Below are 19,797 nucleotides of genomic sequence, written 5' to 3' on the forward strand. Positions count from 1 at the left end.
CGATCAGGATCACCGAATCGACTGGTGCGGTCTGCATGCGGGGGAGCTCCCGGCAGATTCCAGTCATGGGGGATATGCGCCCGTTGATGTTCGAGCAATGGAAGCCTCCCAAGGTCGCGCTCTCGATCGGCGAATCGACCGCCCAGTTTGGTAGCCCTCGATCCGAAGGTACTCGCCGGCACCGGGGCCACCGTGGAAGAAGGCCGCCGTTCGCCAGGACACCGCCACCGCCACCCAACCGTTTTCCAGGGCCGCAGCTGCCAGATGGTGGCCTGCCCATAGTCGGGCGTCATTGACTCGGCCTTGCTGTCGGATGGCGATGTCGAACAAGTCGCGAGCGCTGTTCTGCCACAGGTAGGTGCCGTATGAAGTCCGTGCTGTGTTCCGTTGTGGCCAACGCGTTTCCCGCTGAGACTGGTCGAGTGCGCCCTGGAAGTTCTTCCTCAATGACGACTCCGAGGGGCCGACCTATGAAACCGGTGCGCGAGCAATGCGGTGACCAGGTACGCTCGCGAAAACCGGTGGGCCAAAAGGAGAATCGTGCGCGAGTTCGATATCCAACAGTTGCGAGCGGATACACCTGGGTGTGCGCACCGGATCCACCTGAACAATGCGGGCGCGGCGTTGCTGTCGCGCGCGACGTTGGCGGCGATGACTGAGTACCTCCAGTTGGAGGCGTCTATCGGTGGCTACGAGGCGGCCGAGGAGTCGGCAGATCAGATCGCGGGGACCTATCGAGCGCTCGCGCGCCTGCTCAACGCCGACAGTTCAGAGATTGCGCTGTTCGATAACTCCACACATGCGTGGAACGCCGCGTTCTACTCGATCCCGCTGCGCGCTGGTGATCGGATTCTCACCGGCCGCAATGAGTACGGCAGCAACGTGCTCGCGTACTTGCAGGCAGCCCAGCGTCAGGGAGCGGAAGTCGTGGTCGTTCCCGACGACGACTCCGGGCAGATCGATACGGCGGCATTAGCCGATTTGATCGACGAGCGCGTCAAACTGATTGGACTGACCTGGGTTCCGACGAGTGGAGGTCTGGTCAATCCCGCAGTTGAGGTCGGTCGAATCGCCAGCGCCGCCGACGTGCTCTACCTACTCGATGCGACACAGGCGGTCGGTCAGTTCCCCACCGATGTCGTCGAACTCGGTTGCGATTTCCTGACCGGCACCGGACGTAAATACCTGCGTGGCCCCCGTGGCACCGGTTTTCTCTACGCTCGCACCGCGGCGCTGTCGCGCATCGATCCTCATGTTGCCGAAATTCGTTCTGCCACTTGGGATGGCGGCCGCTCCTTCACCTGGGCTGAGGGGGCGCGGCGATTCGAGACTTGGGAGAACAGCTACATAAACGTGGTCGGGCTGGGTGCGGCGGTCGCCCAAGCGCTCGATCTGGGTCTGGAGGTGATCGGGCAACGTACTCAGCAACTCGGTGCCCGTCTGCGTAATGGCCTGCGCGAGTTGGACACCATCAGCGTGCACGACCTCGGCGCGGTGCAGTGTGCCTTGGTTACCGCGACGGTCACCGGCCGCAGCGCCGCCCACGTCGCCGCTGAACTTGCCCGACACTCGATCAACGTCAGTACAACCGTCGCAGAACACAACCAATTCGACACCGAACAACGCGGCATCCACCCGGCCGTGCGCTTGTCGCCGCACTACTACAACACTGAGGAAGAGATCGACCGTGCCGTAGCCATCGTCGCCGCGCTCTAGGATCTGCCCCGATCCGAGCTCGACAACTACCTCGCTAGTTGGCTCGTGTCCATCTTCGAGCGGCCGTTGATAGCCTTCCTGGGCTGCGGATACCCGGTCGATTTCGCTGTCATCGGGGTTCGAATGGCGTCGTTCACAGGATCGGGCGGCCGCCGGTGACGGCGATGCGCGCGCCGGAGATGTAGCTGCCGTCGTCCGAGGCCAGCAGGACATAGGTGGCGGCGAGTTCGGCGGGCTGGCCGGCACGGCCGAGCGGGACATCGTCGCCGAAGTTGGCGACCTTCTTCGGGGGCATCGTCGAGGGGATCAGTGGTGTCCAGATGGGTCCTGGCGCAACGCTGTTCACGCGGATCCCGCGATCGCCGAGTAGCTGTGCCAGGCTGGCCGAGAAGTTCGCGATGGCGGCCTTGGTCGCCGCGTAGGGGGCCAGGGTCGGCGAGGGCATATCGGAATTGACCGAAGAGCTGCCGATGATCGACCCGCCTGCGGGCATGTGCGGCAATGCGGCCTTGACCAGGCGAAAGTAGGCGCTGACGTTGACGTGGAGGGTGTAGTCGAATTCCTCGTCGCTGATCTCTTCCAACGTCTCGTGCGTCATCTGATAGGCCGCATTGCTGACCAGCACATCGATTTTGCCGAATTCCTGCACAGCTCGCTCGACGACTGCCCGGCAATGACCCGCGTCAGCCAGATCGCCTGACACCAGGACCGCTTTGCGGCCGGCCTGGGTCACCAGATCGGCGACCTCCTTGGCGTCGTCGTCCTCGTTCAGGTAAGAAATGAGCACGTCGGCGCCTTCGCGGGCGAAGGCGATCGCCACCGCTCGACCGATCCCACTGTCGGCGCCGGTGATGACGGCGGCCTTGCCAGTGAGTTTGCCCGACCCGCGGTAGCTGTTTTCACCGCAATCCGGGACCGGGCTCATCTGGCTTTGTACTCCGGGAACCGGCTGCTGCTGTTCAGCAAATCCCATGACCAACTCCTTCGTCGACAGTTACGCCATTTCTTCGGCCGACTACCTCAGGACGGGAGAGGTAAACCCGTCGATCGGGCAGGCCCGAGTGCCGTGTCAGGAGATCACCGCGTCAACGGTCTTCTTCAGTGCCGACGGCTGCGCCGGGGAGGTCGGCGCCTTCTTGCGCAGCTCGATCATCTGTTCTCCGATCTCTTGGAGTTCCTTGCGCCCCAACCGTTCTCGCACCTTGGGGAACCATTCGCCTTCTTCTTCATCGATGTGATGGTCGACGTTCTCGATCAGCACCGTCGCTTTGGCGGTGAACCGTTCGTCGTCGGGACTCATGCCGAGCAGTTCCATCACCAGCACGTCGGCAACATGGTGTTCTTCGTAGGATTCGAGGATGTCGTCGCTCAGGTCGGGCAGCAGCTTGCGGACCTGCGGGTACATGCATTCGTTCTCGAGGTAGGTGTGCACGGTCAGCTTTTCGATGATCTTGTCGACCAGTTTGCCTTTGGTCGCATGCGCAGTGGGACCTGCGTTCTTGAAGTCGCGGAAAAGCTTGCGGATGGCCTTGTGGTCGTCGCGTAACAGCACTATTGCGTCGGTAGACATCGGAACTCCTAGCTAGGGTAACGGTTTCGAGCTGGGTTCATGCCCGGCTTTCCCGCGTTGGAACCGGCGAAACCTTCGATACAGAACCTTGGTTCACGCGAAGGCCGGCGGCGGTTGACGCTCCGTCTTGGAAGGTGCACGTGACGAACAGCCCGCACGACCACACCGAGGCACCCCTCGTAGACGCGCTGGCCACGATCGGGGCCGATACGGATTCACTCCGCCGGGCCATCGGCAGGGGCGCGGCACGACTGCGCACGATCCGGGTTACCGCGCAATGATTTCGGCGCGATCTCACCCTGGTCGATACGCGGTATTCGCGGGGTATCCGGTCCTGATGTCGAAATCGCGGGTTAGCCAGTGGTGCTGGGGGTTTCACCAAAGGTCAGCGCGGCGTGCAATGTTTCGAACAGCCCGAGTATCGCGTCGAGCCCGGTCACCTCGATGGGTCGCCGCACCTGCGGAGACGCGACCACTCGCAGTTTGTCTTCTCTCATCGTCTCCAGCGCGAGAAGCAGCACGCTGAGCCCCGCAGATCCGAAGAACCCCACCTGGGACAGATCCACCACGAGCAACGATGGTTCGTAACCGAGTGCATTCTCGATCTCTGATTGCAGCTGTGGTGCCGACACTGCGTCGACCTCACCGGACACGGTGAGCACCGCAGCCGAGTGAACCCAGCTCAGGCGCATTTTCACTGCGCGGGACTCGGCGTTCATCGCGTCACTGCCGCTGCGGAGTCGGGATCATGGGCGACGCTGCGCTGCCCGACGTAGTCGGTGGTGGTCATAGCCTGCCTCTTGGCCGCCGTTGTCGAATGATGGCTGGGCGGCCCAGCTGTCGGGGCCGCCCAGCGCGGGCCGGTCAGGCGTTGATCGCCTGACGCCGATCGCTGTGTTCGATCTGAATCTTGCGGGGCTTGGCCTTCTCCGCGACCGGAATCGCCAGGCGCAGCACACCATCGGTGTAGTCGGCGCGGATGTGGTCGGTATCGAGACCCTCACCGAGGAACAACTGGCGGCTGAACACGCCACGGGAGCGTTCCGCGGCGATCATCGACCGCCCCGAATCCAGTTCCGGGCGCGCCGCTTTCACGGTCACCACATTGCGTTCGATGTCCAGGTCAAGCGATTTCGGGTCGATTCCCGGCAGGTCGAACTCGACCAGGAACTCGTCGCCCTCACGCCAGGCGTCCATCGGCATCACCGCGGGCCGCGCCGCTGTGCCGAACACCTGCTGCGTGAAACGGTCCAGATCGCGGAAAGGATCGGTACGCATCAGCATGGTCGCCACCTCCAACACACTCCATTCTTCATCATCGGGCCAGATAACCTCTGTCATCTGGCATAGATTTGTTTTAGCACTATCGACAGATGAATGCAAGTAGCTACAATAGAAAAACTGACCTAGGCCGACAGATGAGGAGAGCGATGCCCGAGGAGCCCCAGCTGGAATCACATCTGCCCAACCCCGATCAAGCGGTGTACGGGATCTCCGTGGCTGCCGATCTGGCGGGGATCGGCGTGCAGACGCTGCGGCTCTACGAACGCCACGGCCTGCTCACCCCGGCTCGAAGCGAGGGCGGCACCCGCCGCTACAGCAGCAACGACATCGCACGCCTACGGCGAATCACCACCTTGGCGGCCGCTGGAGTGAATCTCGCAGGCATCGGCCGCATCCTCGACCTCGAGGACGCCAACGCTGACCTTCATACAGACAACGCTCGCCTGCGCGACGACAACACCACTCTGCGTGAGAACAGCCAAAGCCCCAGCAAGACAATCAGATAACGGATCGCCGATGGAGGTATCGCCCAACTCGCGAGAGGCCTTTCCGTCGCTGCCGCGGAGAAGGCGCCGCCCTGCCCGAGCCGCCGAGCATCGATCGGGTCGATCCGCTGTGACGTTGCCCATCAACTCGGTATCGCCTCGACTTGATCGGACGGCAGGGGCCGGCCCCAACGGCTGGCCGAGCAATCCTCCGAGTCTTGCTGCCGTGGATCGACTCGCCGCGACGGGCAAGCAACCCGATGTCGTCTGCGTGACGAGTCCCTCCGTCCAAGGCGAGAAGCTCCGACCCATCGGCTCCTGAGCTTGCCGCTCCTCGTTTGCCGTGTGTCGGATTCGGTTGCGCGGCATGATGTCCGGCCGTGATCGACGAGTTGCCGCGCAGGCTGGCACCGGACGGGTTGTGGGCGCTGGTCGAGCCGTTGCTGCCGGAGTTCACTAGTTCGTCGGGTCGTCGCGTAGTGGCAGGAAAGGCGTCTTGTCGGGGGAGTGGCCTTGCTCGATCCCGCGCCCGCGCAGCAGTTCGGCATCGAATGCCGCACCGAGCAGCACCGCTAAGTTGGTGAGCCACAACCAGATCAGGAAGACCACTGCGCCGCCGAGGGATCCGTAGACCTTGTTGAAGGAGCCGAAGTTGGCGGCGTAGAAGGCGAATCCGGCTGAGGCCGCGATCCAGAGGAGGACCGCGAGCGCGCTACCTGGTGTCAGCCAACGGAATCCGGGTTGTTCGGCATTGGGTGCCACCCAGTACAGCAGCGCGATCACCAGTCCGATCACCAGTGCGAGGACCGGCCATTTCAAGACTTCCCATGCGGTGATTCCGGCCGCGCCGATGCCGAGCCATTGTCCGAGACGGTCGGCGAGGGTACCTGTGGTTACGATCCCGAATGCGCACAGTGTCACCAAAAGTACTAGCCCCAAGGTCAACCCGATCCGCAGGGGAAGCGTCTTCCACATTGGGCGGCCTTCGCCGACCTCGTAGATCGAGTTCGCGGCGCGGATGAATGCTCCTACGTATCCTGACGCCGTCCATAACGCCACCAGAAGTCCGAGAATTGCCACGGGACCTGCTACGAGCGGCTGGCTTGCAGCTCTTTGATCGAGTCCACCACCACGCCGGTCTCGCTTCCGAATCCGACGTCTTGGATGGCGGCGATCAACGACTGGGTCGCGGCGGGGCTCAGCAACCCGAGTATCGCGGTCAGCACGATGATGCCGGGAAAGAGCGAAAGCACACCGTAATAGGTAAGCGCCGCAGCCCAATCGGTAAGTTTATCGTTCCAGAACTGCAGCACCGTGCGCCACAACGCGTCCCGCCAGGTTCGCCACCGCAGATCCAGCGGTCCGGTCGACTTCGCTTCTGCCACAACGTCTTGAATCGGCATCGCGCAACCTCTCCTTCTGCGGCCGAATACCCGGGCTCGACCAGCGCAAACGCGAGTTGGGGCAGTCGACACAGCGAGATTCTCGACCGTTCGGTGGAAGCCTCCGTGACCTACTGACGACGAACAGCTGCCCAGCTGAATACACAATCAGCGGAACAGGCGTGGCATATAACGCAGCATCAGGGCCGACCAGGTCATGTGGGTTAGTAGGGGTGCTTGGATGCTGCCGGTGGCTCGGCGCTGCATACCGAACAGGGCACCCATGAATATCGAGGCCAGCACCAGTGCGGGGTTGCGGGTTGCGGCGGTGACGCAGGCGTAGACGCCGGTCGAGACGACGACGGGGTTTCTGCCTGCGACGGAGTAGACCGCGCCGCGGAAGAAGATTTCCTCTGCGGCGCCGTTGGCCAGGGTGATCAGCAGTACCCGCGGGGTCGGTCCTTCTTCGGCGTACCGGAGGACGCTGGCGATTTCCTTGCGCAGGAAGGGGATTCGGCGGGCGATGAGGGCGCATCCGTAGAAGACGGCGAATGCTCCAGCGCCGATCAGGATAGGCGAGGTAATGGGCCGTTCCGGTTTGACGTCGCCGATGTCGGGGAGAAGACCGCCGAGCGCCCAGGAGGCGGCGGTGGTGAGGGTGAGACCGTAGAACTCGGGCGAATCCGGTTCGGCAGCAAACGAGGCGCCAAGCAGTCCGGTACCGGCGACCGCGCCGGCGGCGACCCGGAGTCGCCGTGCGGCGAGGCTGAGTTCACGAGTCATGTGGTTCGCCCGGCTTTGGCGCGTTCGCCGAGTGCCCGCAGCACCGCGTCGTCGTAGCCCAGCGGCTCGAAGGGCACCAGACCTCGAATGCTGTTGTCCCGCACGACCACTTCGTTGCTCATCGAATCGACGAGTGCGCGCCCTGTGGTGGTGTCCACGTCGGTGACCAGCGATAGCCACAGCGAGGACAGTCGTGGCGAGAGCAGCGGGACCGGGACCACCAGCAAAGGGCGGCCCTCGATCCGGGCGACCCGGCGCAGCATGTCGATGTATTCGAGCACGTCCGGTCCGCCGATGTCGAAAGTGCACCCGATGGTTTCGGGCGAATCGAGAACTCCGACCAGGTAGCGGACCACGTCGTCGACCGCGATCGGCTGAGTCCGGGTGCGGACCCAGCGTGGCGTGATCATCGCGGGCAGATGCTCCACTAGTTGCCGGGTGATCTCCCAGGAGATGCCGCCATGGCCGACGATGATTCCCGCACGCAGCGTGGTGACCGGAACGCCCGCCGCGGCAAGCAGCCCCTCGACCTCGCGTCGGCTGCGCAGATGCGCGGACAGGTCGTCGGAATCCTCGCCGAGCCCGCCCAGATAGATGATCCGGCGCACGCCCGCATCGGCGGCGGCACGGCCGAAGTTGCGGGCTGCTTCAGCATCACGGCGCTCGAAATCTGTTTCCGCCAGTGAATGGACGAGGTAGTACGCGGCGGTGCAGTCGGCGAGGGCGGAACGCAGCGAGCCGATCTCGGCAACGTCGCCGACAACGGGGTCACCGCTGCCTCGATACGACTCCGGATGCCTGGTCATGGCACGAACGGCATGGCCAGTGGCGGCCAGTTCCTGGCACAATCGGCTGCCGACGAAGCCGGTCGAGCCCGCGACGAGCACTGTCATTGGCGCATCCTGTCCGTAGCGGGTGGAGTGAAGCCCCGGAGCTGTCAGGCCGTGCTTCGCCAGGCTACTCAGACCAGTCGTCGCCGTGCCACCCAGTGTGCGTTCAGCGCTCTGGCCGAGCCAATCCACCGGGCGCCATCGACACCGAACTCGCGGAAGTGCCATCCGCTCGCTGATGGCGCTGTCGGTAACGTGCGTCGAACTGTGCTGCGTTCGAACGAAATCCGCTACTCCTAGCGCAGCGACGCCATGACGCGGGGATCGGTGGGCATGGGTGACCCGCCAAGTGGCTCGATCGACATCGCGACCTGTCCGGCGTCACCGATTCGCACGAGCATGGGCGCACCGCTGAGGGGCAGGGTGTCGAGCACTCCTCGGCCGTCGCGGCTGATCAACCACATTTGGTAGGTGTGGCCGGTGGGTGCGGTGGGCACGGCTTCGAAAGCGGCTGTGGCTGCGCCGAGTTCGCGGGATGTATGGACGGTCATGGTGCCTCCGCCTGCGACGGCGGCGGTATCGGAGCTGAATCCGGTTACTGCGAACCTGTGGGATCTGCCAAATGCGCTCGCAGTGCGGCGATCACGGAGGACAGCACGCGGTGAGTGGCGCGCAGGTCGGCATCGGGGAACTCCGCCATGGCAGCACGGGTCCGCGTGCCCACTGGAATGAAGAACTCATGCGCTGCCGTCGACCCGCGTTCGTCGTGGTACAGGATGACCCGTCGACGGTCGTTGGTATCGATGACTCGGCGTAGATGGCCGGATTCGATCATGCGTTCTACCAGGTAGGTCACCGCGGCGGAGGTCATGCCCATGAGCTTGCCCAGCTGGCCGGGCGTGATCGGCGAGCCGGCGAACTCGGCGGTCGCGATGTGCAGGAGTGCCCGGAAATCATTGGGGCGCAGGTCGTTCGATCGTGCGAACAGGTGCCCGAGCTGATCGGAGACGGCGGTGAGCGCGCGGATGTCGGTCGCAATCTCGGTTTCGAGTGCCGCGCGTTCGTTCGAGGTCACCCCGGTTGGGGCCGGCGGTACATCCTGTTCCGTCATGAGCGTCAGCCTAACGCTCGCGATCACCTTGTTTGCTTAATAGTTAAGAATCTGAAATGTTTGCGGGCTGAGTGCTTGGGGCCGCTACGCCTCGTCGATAACCTCACTCCAGGAATTCAACGCTACCTATCGAGTGCATCGTTACTGCATCATATCTGAGATAGGCTGGGTATTCGTTATATCACGCAACAACGGCGCGAGGATGAATGCACGGCAGCAAGCAGAGCACCGCCGCCCCGCGCAATACGCAGGGGGCCGGTCGTCGCGGCTCGCCCCACGATCGACAACGGGATGTCCTCGCGGGGTGGCCGATCAGTGTGTTCCTGGTGCGCTGGTGACGAGCTCGCGGCAGCAGTCAGAGTCCGGCGGTGAATTCACCGTCGGTGCCGTGGCGCGAACGCTCGGTATTCCGGTGGCGACGTTGCGGAGTTGGAATCAGCGTTACGGGCTTCCGCCTGGCTGGCACCGGCCAGGCAAGCATCGCCTCTACACCCGGACCGACGTCGCGGTTGTCGGTCAGATGGTGGCATTGGTGCGGGCCGGTATGAGCCCGGCCAGCGCAGCGCGGGTGGCCAGCACGGTGCCCGTACTCGGCGATGTCACTCCCGTGCTCGACGCGGCGCAACAGCTCGACTCGGCGGCGTTGCTGGCCGTGCTGACCGCCCACATGATCCATCACGGGGTGATTGATACCTGGAATCGACTGTGCCGCCCTGCTTTTGCCGAGATCGTCGGCCGTCAAGAGCGCGGCGGCGGGTTCATCGACGTCGAACATCACCTGTCCTGGGCGGTTGCGACAAGCCTGCACCGGGTGATTCCACCACCGCAGTACGGTGCCGGGCAGGTGCCGGTCCTGCTGGCGTGTACGACGCGGGAGAATCACGCGCTGCCACTCGAGGTGCTGCGCGCCGCGCTCGCCGAACGCGGGATCCTCGCTGTGTTTCTCGGTCAGTCGATGCCGGAATCGGCTCTCGCCGAAGCAGTCTCGCGTCCTGGTCGGACGCCGGTGGTTGTGCTGTGGTCGCAATCGAACGCCACCGCGGACCTGGGATCGGTCGGCGTCGCGCAGGCCGGTGCCTCCGGCGTGGTCGCGGCTGGGCCCGGATGGTATGGCGGTGATCTGCCTGCCGGAATACAGCATGTGAACTCGTTGGAGGACGCTGTCGAGCGGGTGGCTCGGCTCGCTTGTCCTGTCTGATGGGCGGGTCGAACGGTCGCACGGTTCGATGTCGCCCTTGCCCGCGAGGTTGTCAGATAGTTAAATTTCTGAAATAGTTGTCAGCAATGTGTGCATCACTTATGCATCGTTTTGGCGTACGATGGTGCTGTGCCCGCACTCGAAAGGAGTCGATGTGGGTCCATCGTGCGGAGGCGTTCCCCATCTGGCCGGACCTACTCGCTCGCCATTCGCGATCCGCGGCGGGTCGCGGGAGTGCTCGATGCGGCACGGAAGTGCGGTACCGGTCGGTGCCGGCGTGGTGCGGCCGCACAGCGTCGTGTGGCCGCACGATGTCGCGATCCGCGGCCGTGCGCGGACACATCGTCGTCGGATGACGGATCAGCGAAGGAATGTCTGGATGGGTCGATATCTGGTTGCCGCGAGCCCGATTCCGGGACACGTTCTGCCCATGATCACCGTCGCCGGTGCCTTGCGGCAGCGTGGGCATCGAGTCCGGATGCTCAGCGGTGCGGCGTTTCGGGACACCGCCACCGACCAGAATCTGCTGTTGTCGGCGCTGCCCGCGGAACCCGTGGTCAGGCCGACCGCATCGAGACACGGCCCAAGGGTGATACGACGGTGGCGAACCGGCCGCGCTGAACTCCGCTCGGCATTCCTCGCACCGCTGGCCGCACAGTACGCGGCGCTGGTCACCGAGCTCGGCCGCGCGGATTACGATGCCGTGCTGGTCGATTCGATGTTCACCGGCGCGATTCCGCTATTGGTTTCGGGCGGCGCGCGCCCGCCGGTGCTGGTGTGCGGGGTCGGCCCGTTGACGCTGTGCAGCACCGACTGCCCACCGTTCGGTATCGGCTGGCAACCGGTGGCGGGACGCGATTACTCGGCGATGAATACGTTTGTGCGGCAAGTGCTTTTCCGTGCCGACCAGGGTCGGCTCGACGCCGCCATCCGTCAACTCGGCGCCGGATCCGCGTCGGTCTTCCTGCTCGACTGGCCCGTGCTAGCCGATCGTCTGCTGCAGTTCAGCGTGCCCGGCTTCGAATACCCACGACGGGACCTACCACACTCGGTGGTGTTCACCGGGCCGATACCCGGTCCGGCTGTTGCTGAGACCGCACTGCCGCCATGGTGGGACGCGCTGATGACCGGCAAGCGAATCATCCATGTGACGCAAGGAACCTGGGACAACGGCGATCTCGGCCACTTGCTCCGGCCGACGCTGGCCGCGCTGGGTCGGCGATCCGATCTGGTGGTCGTGGCGAGCACCGGCGGCTCACGCGATCGGCTCGGGCCGTTGCCCTCGAATGCCTATGTCAGCAAATATGTTTCGTATCCACAGTTGTTGCCACACGTCGATGTGATGATCACCAACGGTGGTTACGGTGGCGTACAGCAGGCATTGAGTTATGGCGTCCCCCTCATCGTCGCGGGGGAGAACGCCGACAAGCCAGAAATCGCGGCACGAGTCGCGTACACCGGCTCGGGCATCGACCTGCGGCGCGCGCGCCCTAGTTCCGCAGCCATCGCCTCGGCGGTGGATCAGGTACTGGGGGACAAGCGGTTTCGTATCGCGGCACAGCGCATCGCCGCCGAAATCTCCCGATCATCACCGTTCGACACCATCGCCGCGGTGCTCGAGGAGCTCGGCGCCACACCCGCTGTGCGACAACGGGAATGCCCGCCAGTGAGTGACATCGCCGCCGGTCGACAGAGGAACAGCCCATGAGCACACTGTCTTTCGATCGAGGCCGCCCGTTCTCGGTCAGCGCGCTGAGCCCGGCCGACGACACGGATATCGGCACAGACTTCCAGCGCTGGCGCGTGGTCGTCCGTCAGCGGGTGCTGAGCGAATTGGATTCCTTCCTGTCCTCGGTCCGCGTCGAGGAACTGCAGGGTGCAGGCGTGGATGAAGTGTTGCGCCAGTACGCAATCGGCGGCAAATGCCTGCGTTCGACCTTCATGTACCTGGGCTGGCTGTGCGGCGCCGAACCGGACCCGGCGGCCTTACGCGCGGCGGCCGCACTGGAACTGCTGCACGCGTTCGCGTTGCTGCAAGACGACGTGATGGACGACGGCGTGTTGCGGCGCGGCGGTGCTGCGGCCCATCTGCGCCTGGCCGACCGCCACCGCGATCGAGGAATGCCCGGCTCGTCCGCCCGTTTCGGTGCCTCGGCCGCCACCCTGCTCGGCGATATGTGTCTGGTCTGGGCAGAGCAGATGCTGCGTGCCAGCGGTGTGGAATCGTCTGCGCTGCAACGAATATGGCCACGCTACGACGCCATGCGGATCGAGCTCGCGGTCGGCCAGTTCGCCGACCTCGCCAACGACGTGCGCGCGGTGCCGACCCTGGATACGGTGCTTACCATCGCGCGCGCCAAGTCGGGGAACTACACCGTGTTGCGCCCGCTGGAACTGGGTGCGGACCTGGCCGGGTGCTCGGATCGAACACTGCGGATGCTCGGCCGGTACGGAGCACGGATCGGGGAGGCGTTCCAGTTGCGCGACGATCTGCTCGGCATCTTCGGCTCGGCCGTGACCACCGGCAAGCCGGGCGACAGCGACTTGGGACAGCGCAAAGCGACCAGCGTTGTGGTGACCGCGCTGAGTCTCGCGGACGCTGCGGATCGGCACGAGCTGACCGCCCTGCTCGACCTACCTGAACTCGATGCCCACGCAATAGCACGGTGCCGTGACTTGATCGCGACGTCGGGTGCCCCGGAACGGATCGAATCCATGATCGCCGAGCGGGTGGAGGACGCACAGCGGGCAGTGGACACCGCCCGACTGGATCCCGCTCAGCGTTCGGCACTGCACGAGATGGCGCTGCTGTGCACCGCACGGCAGCTGTGATGAGGAGAAGACGATGCGCACCGTGACCGGACGTAGTGATCAGGTCGTAGTGGTAGGCGCCGGACTGGCCGGGCTGTCCACCGCAATCCATCTGGCCGGGCGAGGTCGCGAGGTCACCGTGGTCGAGCGAGAAGCGGTGCCTGGCGGGCGAATGGGCAGACTGGACTTGGGCGGCTACCGTATCGACACCGGCCCGACCGTGCTCACGATGCCTGATCTGCTCGACGAGGTTTTCGACGCGGTGTGTGAGCGCACCGAGGATCGCTTGGACCTGCGCCCGGTGACACCCGCCTACCATGCGGTCTACGCGGACGGACGCACCCTCGACGTGCACAGCGACGAGGAAACCATGGTGCACGCGATCACCGAATTCGCCGGTCCTGAGCAGGCCGCCGGGTATCGGCGGCTGCGCGAATGGCTGAACAAACTGTATCGAGCCGAGTTCGATCGGTTCATCGGGGCGAATTTCGATTCGCCGCTGTCGATGGTGACGCCCGCGCTGGCACGCTTGACGGCGCTCGGCGGCTTCCGCACCTGGAATAGCAAAGTGGCCGAGTACATTTCCGATCCCGACCTGCGCCGAGTCTTCACCTTCCAATCGCTGTATGCCGGCGTCGCACCTGACCAGGCTCTGGCTGCCTACGCGGTCATCGCCCACATGGACACGATGTCGGGAGTGTTCTTTCCGCGCGGCGGCATGCGCGCGGTTCCCGACGCACTCGCCGCCGCGGCCGCCGACGCCGGGGTGCGTTTCCGGTACCAGAGCACGGTGGCCCAGGTCGAGTGCGCAGGCGGCCGAGTTACCGCTGTGCGAACTGACGAGGACGAGCGAATCGCCTGTGACGCCATCGTTTTGACCACCGAGTTGCATCGCACCTACGAGTTGCTCGGCCACCGCTCACGACGCCCGCTCGCAACCCGGCCCGCACCCTCCGCCGTCGTTCTACACATCGCGGGTGATCCCGGCCTGCACGAGATCCCGCACCATTCACTGCTGTTCGGTGCGGCGTGGCAGTCGGCCTTCCGCGAGATCATCGACGAGGGGCGGGTGATGTCGGATCCGTCGCTGCTGCTCACTCGCCCCACTGCGGGCGATCCCAGCCTGGCACCGGACGGGCGCGAATTGCTGTTCTTGCTGGCCCCAGCGCCGAATTTGCAACGCGGGCTGATTGATTGGCCGAGCTTCCAGCAGTCCTACGCCGAACAGGTCATGGATATCGCCAAGCGGCGCCTCGGTACCAGGGCCTGGCGCAACGCCGAGTTGTTGCGCGTCGTCACGCCGACCGACTGGGCAGGCAAAGATATGGTCGCGGGTAGCCCGTTCGCCCTCGCGCACACCTTCGCGCAGACCGGCCCCTTCCGGCCCGCCAACATGATTCGCGGCTTCGACAACGTCGTGCTAGCTGGTGGTTCCACTGTTCCTGGAGTCGGTATTCCGCCGGTGCTCATTTCCGGACGCCTGGCCGCCGACCGCATCACCGGGCACTCCTACATCAGGCGCCGCGCCGCCACATCGACTCGCACCATCCTCTGAGGAGCAGCGGTATGACACGCACAGAACTCGAGGCCGCGGGCATCACCGATCCGCAGTTGCAAGCGTCGTATCAGGCCTGCCGACTACTCAACGCCCGCCATGGCAAGACGTTCTTTCTCGCCACCCGCCTCCTGGCCCCCGACCAGCGCCCCGCGGTGCACGCGCTGTACGGGTTCGCCCGCCGCGCGGATGACATCCTGGACGAGTTCGACCCAGCCCGTACTGTGGCCGACCGCGCAGCGGGATTGGAATTGCTGGCGCGGCGGTTCGCCGCGGCCGACGGTGCGGGGGACCCGGTGCTCGCGGCCGTCCTGCACACCGCGGATCGCTACGCCATCGCAGGCCATCTGTTCGACGCCTTCCTGGCCTCCATGCGGATGGACCTCTCCATCACCGACTATCCGGACCGTGCCGCGCTGGACCGCTACGTCTACGGCTCCGCCGAAGTGATCGGGCTCCAGTTGCTGCCGATTCTCGGACCGACCGAGAGCGCCGCGGCCGCCGCACCATATGCCGCAGCGCTGGGAAAAGCGTTCCAGCTCACCAACTTTCTCCGCGATGTCGACGAGGACCTGGCCCGCGACCGGGTGTATCTGCCCGCCGACGAACTGGCCGCCCATAACGTCGACCGGGAATTGTTGCTGTGGTGCAGCCGACATCGACGGGTGGACCCGCGGGTACGCGAAGCGCTCGCCGCTCAGCACGAAATCACCAGGGATATATACGATTACGCCCGCGCCGGGATCGAGTCCCTGGTGCCGCGCTCGCGGCCGTGTGTCGCGACCGCGCTGCGACTGTATTCCGAGATACTGGATCGCATCGAGGACAACGACTTCCAGGTCTTCGGACGGCGGGCCAGAGTGAGCACTGCCCGCCGCGTCCAGGTCGGTGGGGCCGGATTGGTTCGCGCGTGGTGGATTCGGCGTCGTCCGGAGGGGCGGTTGCGCCGTGTTCCGGAGCCGGCTCGCACACCCACTGTGTCGCCTGAATCCACCTAGGAGACGCTGTGGAGCAGTGGCACTATCTTTTCGTTCTGATCGCGTGTCTGGTTCTGACGGCGCCGCTGGAGTTCGTCGGCCCCGGCGTGTATCGCAGACCGCGGTTGTTGCTCAGCGCGCTGGCACCCCTGGCAGTGTTCATAATCTGGGATCTGCTGGCCATCGCCGGTCAGGTGTGGAACTTCAACGAGCGGTACATCATCGGGCTACGGCTGCCCGGGGCGATGCCTATCGAGGAGTTGTTGTTCTTCATGGTCGTTCCCCTGTGCGGGCTGCTCACTTTCGTCGCGGTCGACACCATGCTCGGCCACGCACACCGCAGCCGAGCCCACCGCCGGAGTCGCGTGGAGGGACGAGGATGAACTTCGGTGGCATCGGATACACGCTGCCCGCGGTCGTGGCAGTGCTTGCCGTATGTGTCGTCGAGTTCGCGGTACTGCGCACCGGGCTGCTGGGCAGGCCTGCTTACTGGATATCGATGGCGATCGTGCTCGGCTTCCAGATACCCGTTGACGGCTGGCTGACCACACTCGACGCACCCATCGTCCGATACAACCCGGATCACATTCTCGGCCTGCGGTTTCCGTGGGACATTCCCGTGGAGGACTTCTTTTTCGGGTTCGCGCTCGTGACCGGGGTACTGCTGTGCTGGGAACGTGCGCGACAGCGACAGGAAGAGGTGCGGCAATGACGCGCGACCCCGTGCTCGCCGAACTGGGGCGAGACCCGCGCAGGGAGCGACACCCGGCCCGAGTTGGTCGCGCGGACGTCGGCAGCGACGGGCAGCGACCGACGGCGGTCGTGGTGGGTGCCGGAATCGCGGGTCTGGCGGCGGCGACCGGACTCGCCGAACGCGGATTCCGGGTCGAGGTGATCGAGCGAGAAAACTACCTGGGTGGACGAGTCGGCGGCTGGACCGAACGACTCGACGACGGCACCGTGGTGGGGATGAACCGCGGCTTCCACGCCTTCTTCGCCCAGTACTACAATCTTCGAAAGCTGTTGTGCCGCAGTGATCCCGGACTGACGCGACTGTCCAGGCTCGGCGACTACCCACTGATCGACGACAAAGGTCACCGCGACAGCTTTCGTAACCTGCCACGCACACCGCCCTGGAACGCATTCGCCTTCGCATTGCGCAGCCCGACGTTTCGGTTCCGCGACCTGGTGCGCATGGACGCCCGAGCCGCCGCGCCGCTGGCGGCGGTCTCCGTGCCGGAGATCTACCGGCAGCTCGACCACCTCGACGCGGAAACATTCTTGCACCGCATCAATTTTCCGGATGCCGCCCGGCACCTGGCCTTCGAGGTGTTCTCGCGCAGCTTCTTCGTTGCCCCCCATCGAATGTCGGCCGCCGAGCTGGCCGCGATGTTCCACATCTACTTCCTCGGCTCCAGCGAGGGGCTGGTTTTCGATGTGGCGCAAGACAATTTCGATATCAGCCTCTGGACTCCGTTGGCGGAGTACCTCACCGCGCCGGCCACATCGGAGCGGCCGGGTCGAGTGGAATTCCACACCGGGGTGCGGATCGCCGCTATCGAACCCGGCGCACTCGGATTTCGGGTGATCGACGATACGGGCGCCACGGTCGAAGCGGACGCAGTGGTACTGGCCACCGACGTGGCAGGCCTGCGAGCGATCGTCGCCGATTCGCCGGCGCTGGGAGATGATGAATGGCGCACGCGGGTCGCCGAGTTGGGTTCGGCCCCAACGTTCGCGGTGCACCGGCTCTGGCTGGACCGTCCGCTGCACGCCGACCGCCCGAGCTTCCTCGGAACCGGCAACCTGGATCCACTCGACAACATCAGCATCCTCGACCGATACGAGCGCACGGCCGCCGAATGGGCGGACAGACACGGTGGCAGTGTCGTGGAGTTACACGCCTATGCGGCCGCAGATCAGACCCCCGTCCCGGCCGCCGGGGCGTGGGTGCGCAGCAGGCTGCTTGCCCGGTTGCACGACCTTTATCCCGAATCGGATCAAGCCCGAATCGTGGCGGAAAAGATGCTGTGGCGGGCGGATTGTCCCCGTTTCGCGCCCGGCGACTTTGCTAGGAGGCCCGGTATTCGGACTCCGGATCCGCGATTGATGCTCGCCGGTGACGGCATCCGGGTCGATCTGCCCGTCGCGTTGATGGAGCGCGCGGCGACCACGGGCTGGCTCGCGGCCGACCTGCTGGCTGGCCAGTGGGGCGGCGCGGGGCATGACCTGCAAACAGTGCCCAGCCGCGGCCGGTCAGGCCTACTGCGCACCCTCGCGACACGCGAAAGGCGGTCCGCATGAACGAATCCCCGCTCGCACGGTTGTCGAAAGTGTCACCGTTGCAGCGATTCTCGCCCGAGAAATGGTCGCGTCAAGCACCCACCCACGCGGATGCGGATCCGGGTCTGATCGCCGCCGCGCTGCGCTGGTCCCAGCAGCTGCCCGGCGGCAACTGGTACGTCTTCGCAGGCAGCCGGCAGATCCGGGACGATCGCCCATTCGGTACCACGATCGGCGGAGTGGAGATCGTCGCGTGGCGCGACCGCGCAGGCGCGTTGCACGTCGGTCCCGGCGCCTGCCCGCACCTGGGCGCACCGCTGGATGCTGCGGCGGTGGATGACACGGCGCTGATCTGTCGCTGGCACGGCCTACGGCTCGGCAACGGCGACACCGCTCGCTGGTGCCCGTTCCCCGGCTACGACGACGGGGTGCTGGCCTGGGTGCGCCTGGATTCGATCGGTGGCCAAACACCTACCGACACACCGATTCTCGGCGCTCGCCCCACCGACACCACCGTGCACGCGGTGACGCGGTTGGTCGGGGTGTGTGAACCACGCGACATCATCGCCAATCGCCTCGATCCCTGGCACGGATCATGGTTCCACCCTTACTCTTTCGCGCGGCTGGAGGTGACCCGGACACCACCGCGCACCCGTATCACCGAGGACAACCATCGCTTCCTGCTCAATGTCACGTTCCGGGTCACCCGTACGCTCGGTGTTCCGGTCGAAGCGGAGTTCACCTGCCCGGACCCTCGCACCATCGTGATGCGCATCGTGGCAGGCGAAGGCACGGGCAGCGTCGTCGAAACACACGCAAGCCCAATGGGACCCGGGCCCGACGGCCGGGCCCGCACCGCAGTGATCGAAACGGTGATCGCGAGTTCGGAACGGCCCGGATTCCGGTACGCCCGCCACGTGGTCGGAATATTGCGTCCGTTGATGAACCACGCAGCGAACCGGCTCTGGCGCGACGACATGGCCTACGCCGAGCGTCGGTATCAGCTGCGAACTCGGCGTCGTTAAAGCGGATTCGATGACGCGGCCGGGCAGGAACCGGCGGTATTCGCTGTTCGGAATACCACCGGGTTTTCCCGGCCTGGGGTCAGCCGAGCGACAGACAGCCTTGGAAGGTCTGGAAGTCACCCGCGAATCCGATGCCACCTGCGCAGGTCGGGCCGGTGACTCCGGTGACCGTCACCGTCGCTCCCGGACCAGCGATGCCGAGCGCCAGACCGGGCCGAACACCCGTCGCCGTCACGGTGGCGCCGGGGCCGACGGCGATGGCCGCCGGGCCGGACAAGGGTGCGGAGTTGGCGGTGGCAACGCCACCGTTCTGCGCGATCGCCAGCGACAGGCTGGTCGGTCCCGCGTTGGCGGCAGCGTTGCCACCCAGGCCATAGGCAGCGGCCGCCGCGCCGCCCACACTGGCAGCCGAGCATTGCGCGTCCTCGGCGGTTGCCGAGGTGACCGTGGCGCCCGGTGCCGGACAGCCGGTGGCGGCGGCTGCATTCGGGGCGAACAGGCACAGTGCGAAAACTGCTGGGCCAGCTGCGAGGAATGCGGTCGCGGTGCGACGGGTAAAAAGGACGTTCATGACGTTCTCCTGCGCGTGACCGCCGGGAAACCAGGGCTGATACGGGCATATGGCCCGACGGGCACGTCGAACTCGAATCGTGCGAATTGTATTGCCGCGCTGGCGCATCCCAGCACGACGTGCTCTTACGGTAGCGAAGAAACGATGCAAAGGCGATGCATTGCGGCGGTTTTATTGGAGTGGGAGATGAGTTTGTCCGAATAGGTCATCCGCTTT

The 19,797-nt window shown here is 65.1% G+C and carries 22 protein-coding genes and 1 pseudogene; 12 read left to right on the forward strand and 11 right to left on the reverse strand.

What is annotated here, in order from left to right; all coding sequences use genetic code 11:
- Positions 1 to 540 precede the first annotated feature (540 nt).
- Positions 541 to 1,716 carry an aminotransferase class V-fold PLP-dependent enzyme gene (locus tag ACGFNJ_RS42515; protein WP_393462059.1) on the forward strand — a complete coding sequence of 392 codons (1,176 nt, stop codon included), beginning with the start codon at positions 541 to 543 and terminating at the stop codon, positions 1,714 to 1,716.
- A gap of 133 nt (positions 1,717 to 1,849) precedes the next feature.
- Here ACGFNJ_RS42515 and ACGFNJ_RS42520 read toward each other — a convergent pair whose 3' ends face one another.
- Positions 1,850 to 2,689: a glucose 1-dehydrogenase gene (locus tag ACGFNJ_RS42520; RefSeq protein ID WP_393462061.1), complete on the reverse strand. Its 840-nt coding sequence runs from the start codon at positions 2,687 to 2,689 to the stop codon at positions 1,850 to 1,852.
- Positions 2,690 to 2,785: 96 nt separating this feature from the next.
- The gene (locus ACGFNJ_RS42525; protein WP_393462063.1) at positions 2,786 to 3,286 is read right to left on the reverse strand and encodes a hemerythrin domain-containing protein; all 501 of its coding nucleotides are present in this window, start codon (positions 3,284 to 3,286) and stop codon (positions 2,786 to 2,788) included.
- Between the two features lie 140 nt (positions 3,287 to 3,426).
- Here ACGFNJ_RS42525 and ACGFNJ_RS42530 point away from each other — a divergent pair, with 140 nt between their 5' ends.
- Positions 3,427 to 3,567, forward strand: coding sequence for a hypothetical protein (locus ACGFNJ_RS42530; RefSeq protein ID WP_393462120.1), 141 nt, complete (start codon positions 3,427 to 3,429; stop codon positions 3,565 to 3,567).
- 72 nt (positions 3,568 to 3,639) lie between these two features.
- On the opposite strand, the gene ACGFNJ_RS42535 is transcribed toward ACGFNJ_RS42530, so the two are convergent.
- Entirely contained in the window at positions 3,640 to 4,005 is a 366-nt protein-coding gene (locus ACGFNJ_RS42535) for an STAS domain-containing protein (RefSeq protein ID WP_393462065.1), read from the reverse strand.
- Between the two features lie 145 nt (positions 4,006 to 4,150).
- The gene (locus ACGFNJ_RS42540) at positions 4,151 to 4,570 is read right to left on the reverse strand and encodes an Hsp20/alpha crystallin family protein (RefSeq protein WP_141718135.1); all 420 of its coding nucleotides are present in this window, start codon (positions 4,568 to 4,570) and stop codon (positions 4,151 to 4,153) included.
- Between the two features lie 146 nt (positions 4,571 to 4,716).
- Here ACGFNJ_RS42540 and ACGFNJ_RS42545 point away from each other — a divergent pair, with 146 nt between their 5' ends.
- Complete coding sequence (locus ACGFNJ_RS42545; RefSeq protein WP_069167427.1) at positions 4,717 to 5,076, forward strand: helix-turn-helix transcriptional regulator; 360 nt, start codon at positions 4,717 to 4,719, stop codon at positions 5,074 to 5,076.
- Positions 5,077 to 5,511: 435 nt separating this feature from the next.
- On the opposite strand, the gene ACGFNJ_RS42550 is transcribed toward ACGFNJ_RS42545, so the two are convergent.
- From ACGFNJ_RS42550 to ACGFNJ_RS42575, 6 genes and pseudogenes are all read right to left on the reverse strand, one after another.
- Positions 5,512 to 6,135, reverse strand: a complete 624-nt coding sequence (locus ACGFNJ_RS42550; protein WP_393462067.1) for a YihY/virulence factor BrkB family protein — start codon at positions 6,133 to 6,135, stop codon at positions 5,512 to 5,514.
- 8 nt (positions 6,136 to 6,143) lie between these two features.
- Complete coding sequence (locus ACGFNJ_RS42555; RefSeq protein ID WP_393462069.1) at positions 6,144 to 6,458, reverse strand: YhjD/YihY/BrkB family envelope integrity protein; 315 nt, start codon at positions 6,456 to 6,458, stop codon at positions 6,144 to 6,146.
- A gap of 147 nt (positions 6,459 to 6,605) precedes the next feature.
- Entirely contained in the window at positions 6,606 to 7,220 is a 615-nt protein-coding gene (locus tag ACGFNJ_RS42560) for a CPBP family intramembrane glutamic endopeptidase (RefSeq protein WP_393462071.1), read from the reverse strand.
- Positions 7,217 to 8,113, reverse strand: coding sequence for an NAD(P)H-binding protein (locus ACGFNJ_RS42565; protein WP_393462073.1), 897 nt, complete (start codon positions 8,111 to 8,113; stop codon positions 7,217 to 7,219). Before ACGFNJ_RS42565 ends, ACGFNJ_RS42560 begins: the two co-directional genes overlap by 4 nt.
- Positions 8,114 to 8,346: 233 nt before the next feature.
- A pseudogene (locus tag ACGFNJ_RS42570) lies at positions 8,347 to 8,613 on the reverse strand (anti-sigma factor); the annotation flags it as partial.
- Between the two features lie 32 nt (positions 8,614 to 8,645).
- The gene (locus tag ACGFNJ_RS42575; RefSeq protein WP_393462075.1) at positions 8,646 to 9,161 is read right to left on the reverse strand and encodes a MarR family winged helix-turn-helix transcriptional regulator; all 516 of its coding nucleotides are present in this window, start codon (positions 9,159 to 9,161) and stop codon (positions 8,646 to 8,648) included.
- Positions 9,162 to 9,495: 334 nt separating this feature from the next.
- Here ACGFNJ_RS42575 and ACGFNJ_RS42580 point away from each other — a divergent pair, with 334 nt between their 5' ends.
- From ACGFNJ_RS42580 to ACGFNJ_RS42620, 9 genes are all read left to right on the forward strand, one after another.
- Complete coding sequence (locus ACGFNJ_RS42580; RefSeq protein ID WP_393462077.1) at positions 9,496 to 10,359, forward strand: MerR family transcriptional regulator; 864 nt, start codon at positions 9,496 to 9,498, stop codon at positions 10,357 to 10,359.
- 379 nt (positions 10,360 to 10,738) lie between these two features.
- On the forward strand, positions 10,739 to 12,067 hold the full coding sequence (locus tag ACGFNJ_RS42585; protein WP_393462079.1) for a glycosyltransferase: 1,329 nt from the start codon (positions 10,739 to 10,741) through the stop codon (positions 12,065 to 12,067).
- A complete protein-coding gene (locus ACGFNJ_RS42590; RefSeq protein WP_393462081.1) occupies positions 12,064 to 13,191 on the forward strand; it encodes a polyprenyl synthetase family protein in 1,128 nt (375 codons plus the stop codon). The genes ACGFNJ_RS42585 and ACGFNJ_RS42590 overlap by 4 nt, the downstream gene beginning before the upstream one ends.
- Before the next feature lie 13 nt (positions 13,192 to 13,204).
- Positions 13,205 to 14,725 (forward strand): phytoene desaturase family protein, encoded by a 1,521-nt coding sequence (gene crtI, locus ACGFNJ_RS42595; RefSeq protein ID WP_393462083.1) that lies wholly within the window; start codon positions 13,205 to 13,207, stop codon positions 14,723 to 14,725.
- Between the two features lie 11 nt (positions 14,726 to 14,736).
- Positions 14,737 to 15,723 carry a phytoene/squalene synthase family protein gene (locus ACGFNJ_RS42600; protein WP_393462084.1) on the forward strand — a complete coding sequence of 329 codons (987 nt, stop codon included), beginning with the start codon at positions 14,737 to 14,739 and terminating at the stop codon, positions 15,721 to 15,723.
- Positions 15,724 to 15,731: 8 nt separating this feature from the next.
- Positions 15,732 to 16,085 carry a lycopene cyclase domain-containing protein gene (locus ACGFNJ_RS42605; protein ID WP_393462086.1) on the forward strand — a complete coding sequence of 118 codons (354 nt, stop codon included), beginning with the start codon at positions 15,732 to 15,734 and terminating at the stop codon, positions 16,083 to 16,085.
- On the forward strand, positions 16,082 to 16,414 hold the full coding sequence (locus tag ACGFNJ_RS42610) for a lycopene cyclase domain-containing protein (protein ID WP_393462088.1): 333 nt from the start codon (positions 16,082 to 16,084) through the stop codon (positions 16,412 to 16,414). Before ACGFNJ_RS42605 ends, ACGFNJ_RS42610 begins: the two co-directional genes overlap by 4 nt.
- Complete coding sequence (locus tag ACGFNJ_RS42615) at positions 16,411 to 18,006, forward strand: FAD-dependent oxidoreductase (protein ID WP_393462090.1); 1,596 nt, start codon at positions 16,411 to 16,413, stop codon at positions 18,004 to 18,006. Before ACGFNJ_RS42610 ends, ACGFNJ_RS42615 begins: the two co-directional genes overlap by 4 nt.
- Positions 18,003 to 19,010 (forward strand): DUF5914 domain-containing protein, encoded by a 1,008-nt coding sequence (locus ACGFNJ_RS42620; RefSeq protein WP_393462092.1) that lies wholly within the window; start codon positions 18,003 to 18,005, stop codon positions 19,008 to 19,010. The genes ACGFNJ_RS42615 and ACGFNJ_RS42620 overlap by 4 nt, the downstream gene beginning before the upstream one ends.
- Before the next feature lie 79 nt (positions 19,011 to 19,089).
- Here ACGFNJ_RS42620 and ACGFNJ_RS42625 read toward each other — a convergent pair whose 3' ends face one another.
- A complete protein-coding gene (locus tag ACGFNJ_RS42625; protein WP_393462094.1) occupies positions 19,090 to 19,581 on the reverse strand; it encodes a DUF6764 family protein in 492 nt (163 codons plus the stop codon).
- Between the last annotated feature and the right edge of the window lie 216 nt (positions 19,582 to 19,797).

Source organism: Nocardia sp. NPDC049149 (assembly GCF_043197455.1).
Classification (GTDB): domain Bacteria; phylum Actinomycetota; class Actinomycetes; order Mycobacteriales; family Mycobacteriaceae; genus Nocardia.

Coding starts and splice junctions, on each gene's coding strand:
- ACGFNJ_RS42545 (WP_069167427.1), top strand. CDS start 4,717: ATGCCCGAGGAGCCCCAGCTGGAATCACATCTGCCCAACCCCGATCAA.
- ACGFNJ_RS42540 (WP_141718135.1), bottom strand. CDS start 4,570: ATGCTGATGCGTACCGATCCTTTCCGCGATCTGGACCGTTTCACGCAG.
- crtI (WP_393462083.1), top strand. CDS start 13,205: ATGCGCACCGTGACCGGACGTAGTGATCAGGTCGTAGTGGTAGGCGCC.
- ACGFNJ_RS42575 (WP_393462075.1), bottom strand. CDS start 9,161: ATGACGGAACAGGATGTACCGCCGGCCCCAACCGGGGTGACCTCGAAC.
- ACGFNJ_RS42520 (WP_393462061.1), bottom strand. CDS start 2,689: ATGGGATTTGCTGAACAGCAGCAGCCGGTTCCCGGAGTACAAAGCCAG.
- ACGFNJ_RS42625 (WP_393462094.1), bottom strand. CDS start 19,581: ATGAACGTCCTTTTTACCCGTCGCACCGCGACCGCATTCCTCGCAGCT.
- ACGFNJ_RS42620 (WP_393462092.1), top strand. CDS start 18,003: ATGAACGAATCCCCGCTCGCACGGTTGTCGAAAGTGTCACCGTTGCAG.
- ACGFNJ_RS42615 (WP_393462090.1), top strand. CDS start 16,411: ATGACGCGCGACCCCGTGCTCGCCGAACTGGGGCGAGACCCGCGCAGG.
- ACGFNJ_RS42600 (WP_393462084.1), top strand. CDS start 14,737: ATGACACGCACAGAACTCGAGGCCGCGGGCATCACCGATCCGCAGTTG.
- ACGFNJ_RS42560 (WP_393462071.1), bottom strand. CDS start 7,220: ATGACTCGTGAACTCAGCCTCGCCGCACGGCGACTCCGGGTCGCCGCC.
- ACGFNJ_RS42525 (WP_393462063.1), bottom strand. CDS start 3,286: ATGTCTACCGACGCAATAGTGCTGTTACGCGACGACCACAAGGCCATC.
- ACGFNJ_RS42590 (WP_393462081.1), top strand. CDS start 12,064: ATGAGCACACTGTCTTTCGATCGAGGCCGCCCGTTCTCGGTCAGCGCG.
- ACGFNJ_RS42565 (WP_393462073.1), bottom strand. CDS start 8,113: ATGACAGTGCTCGTCGCGGGCTCGACCGGCTTCGTCGGCAGCCGATTG.
- ACGFNJ_RS42610 (WP_393462088.1), top strand. CDS start 16,082: ATGAACTTCGGTGGCATCGGATACACGCTGCCCGCGGTCGTGGCAGTG.
- ACGFNJ_RS42585 (WP_393462079.1), top strand. CDS start 10,739: ATGGGTCGATATCTGGTTGCCGCGAGCCCGATTCCGGGACACGTTCTG.
- ACGFNJ_RS42555 (WP_393462069.1), bottom strand. CDS start 6,458: ATGCCGATTCAAGACGTTGTGGCAGAAGCGAAGTCGACCGGACCGCTG.
- ACGFNJ_RS42535 (WP_393462065.1), bottom strand. CDS start 4,005: ATGAACGCCGAGTCCCGCGCAGTGAAAATGCGCCTGAGCTGGGTTCAC.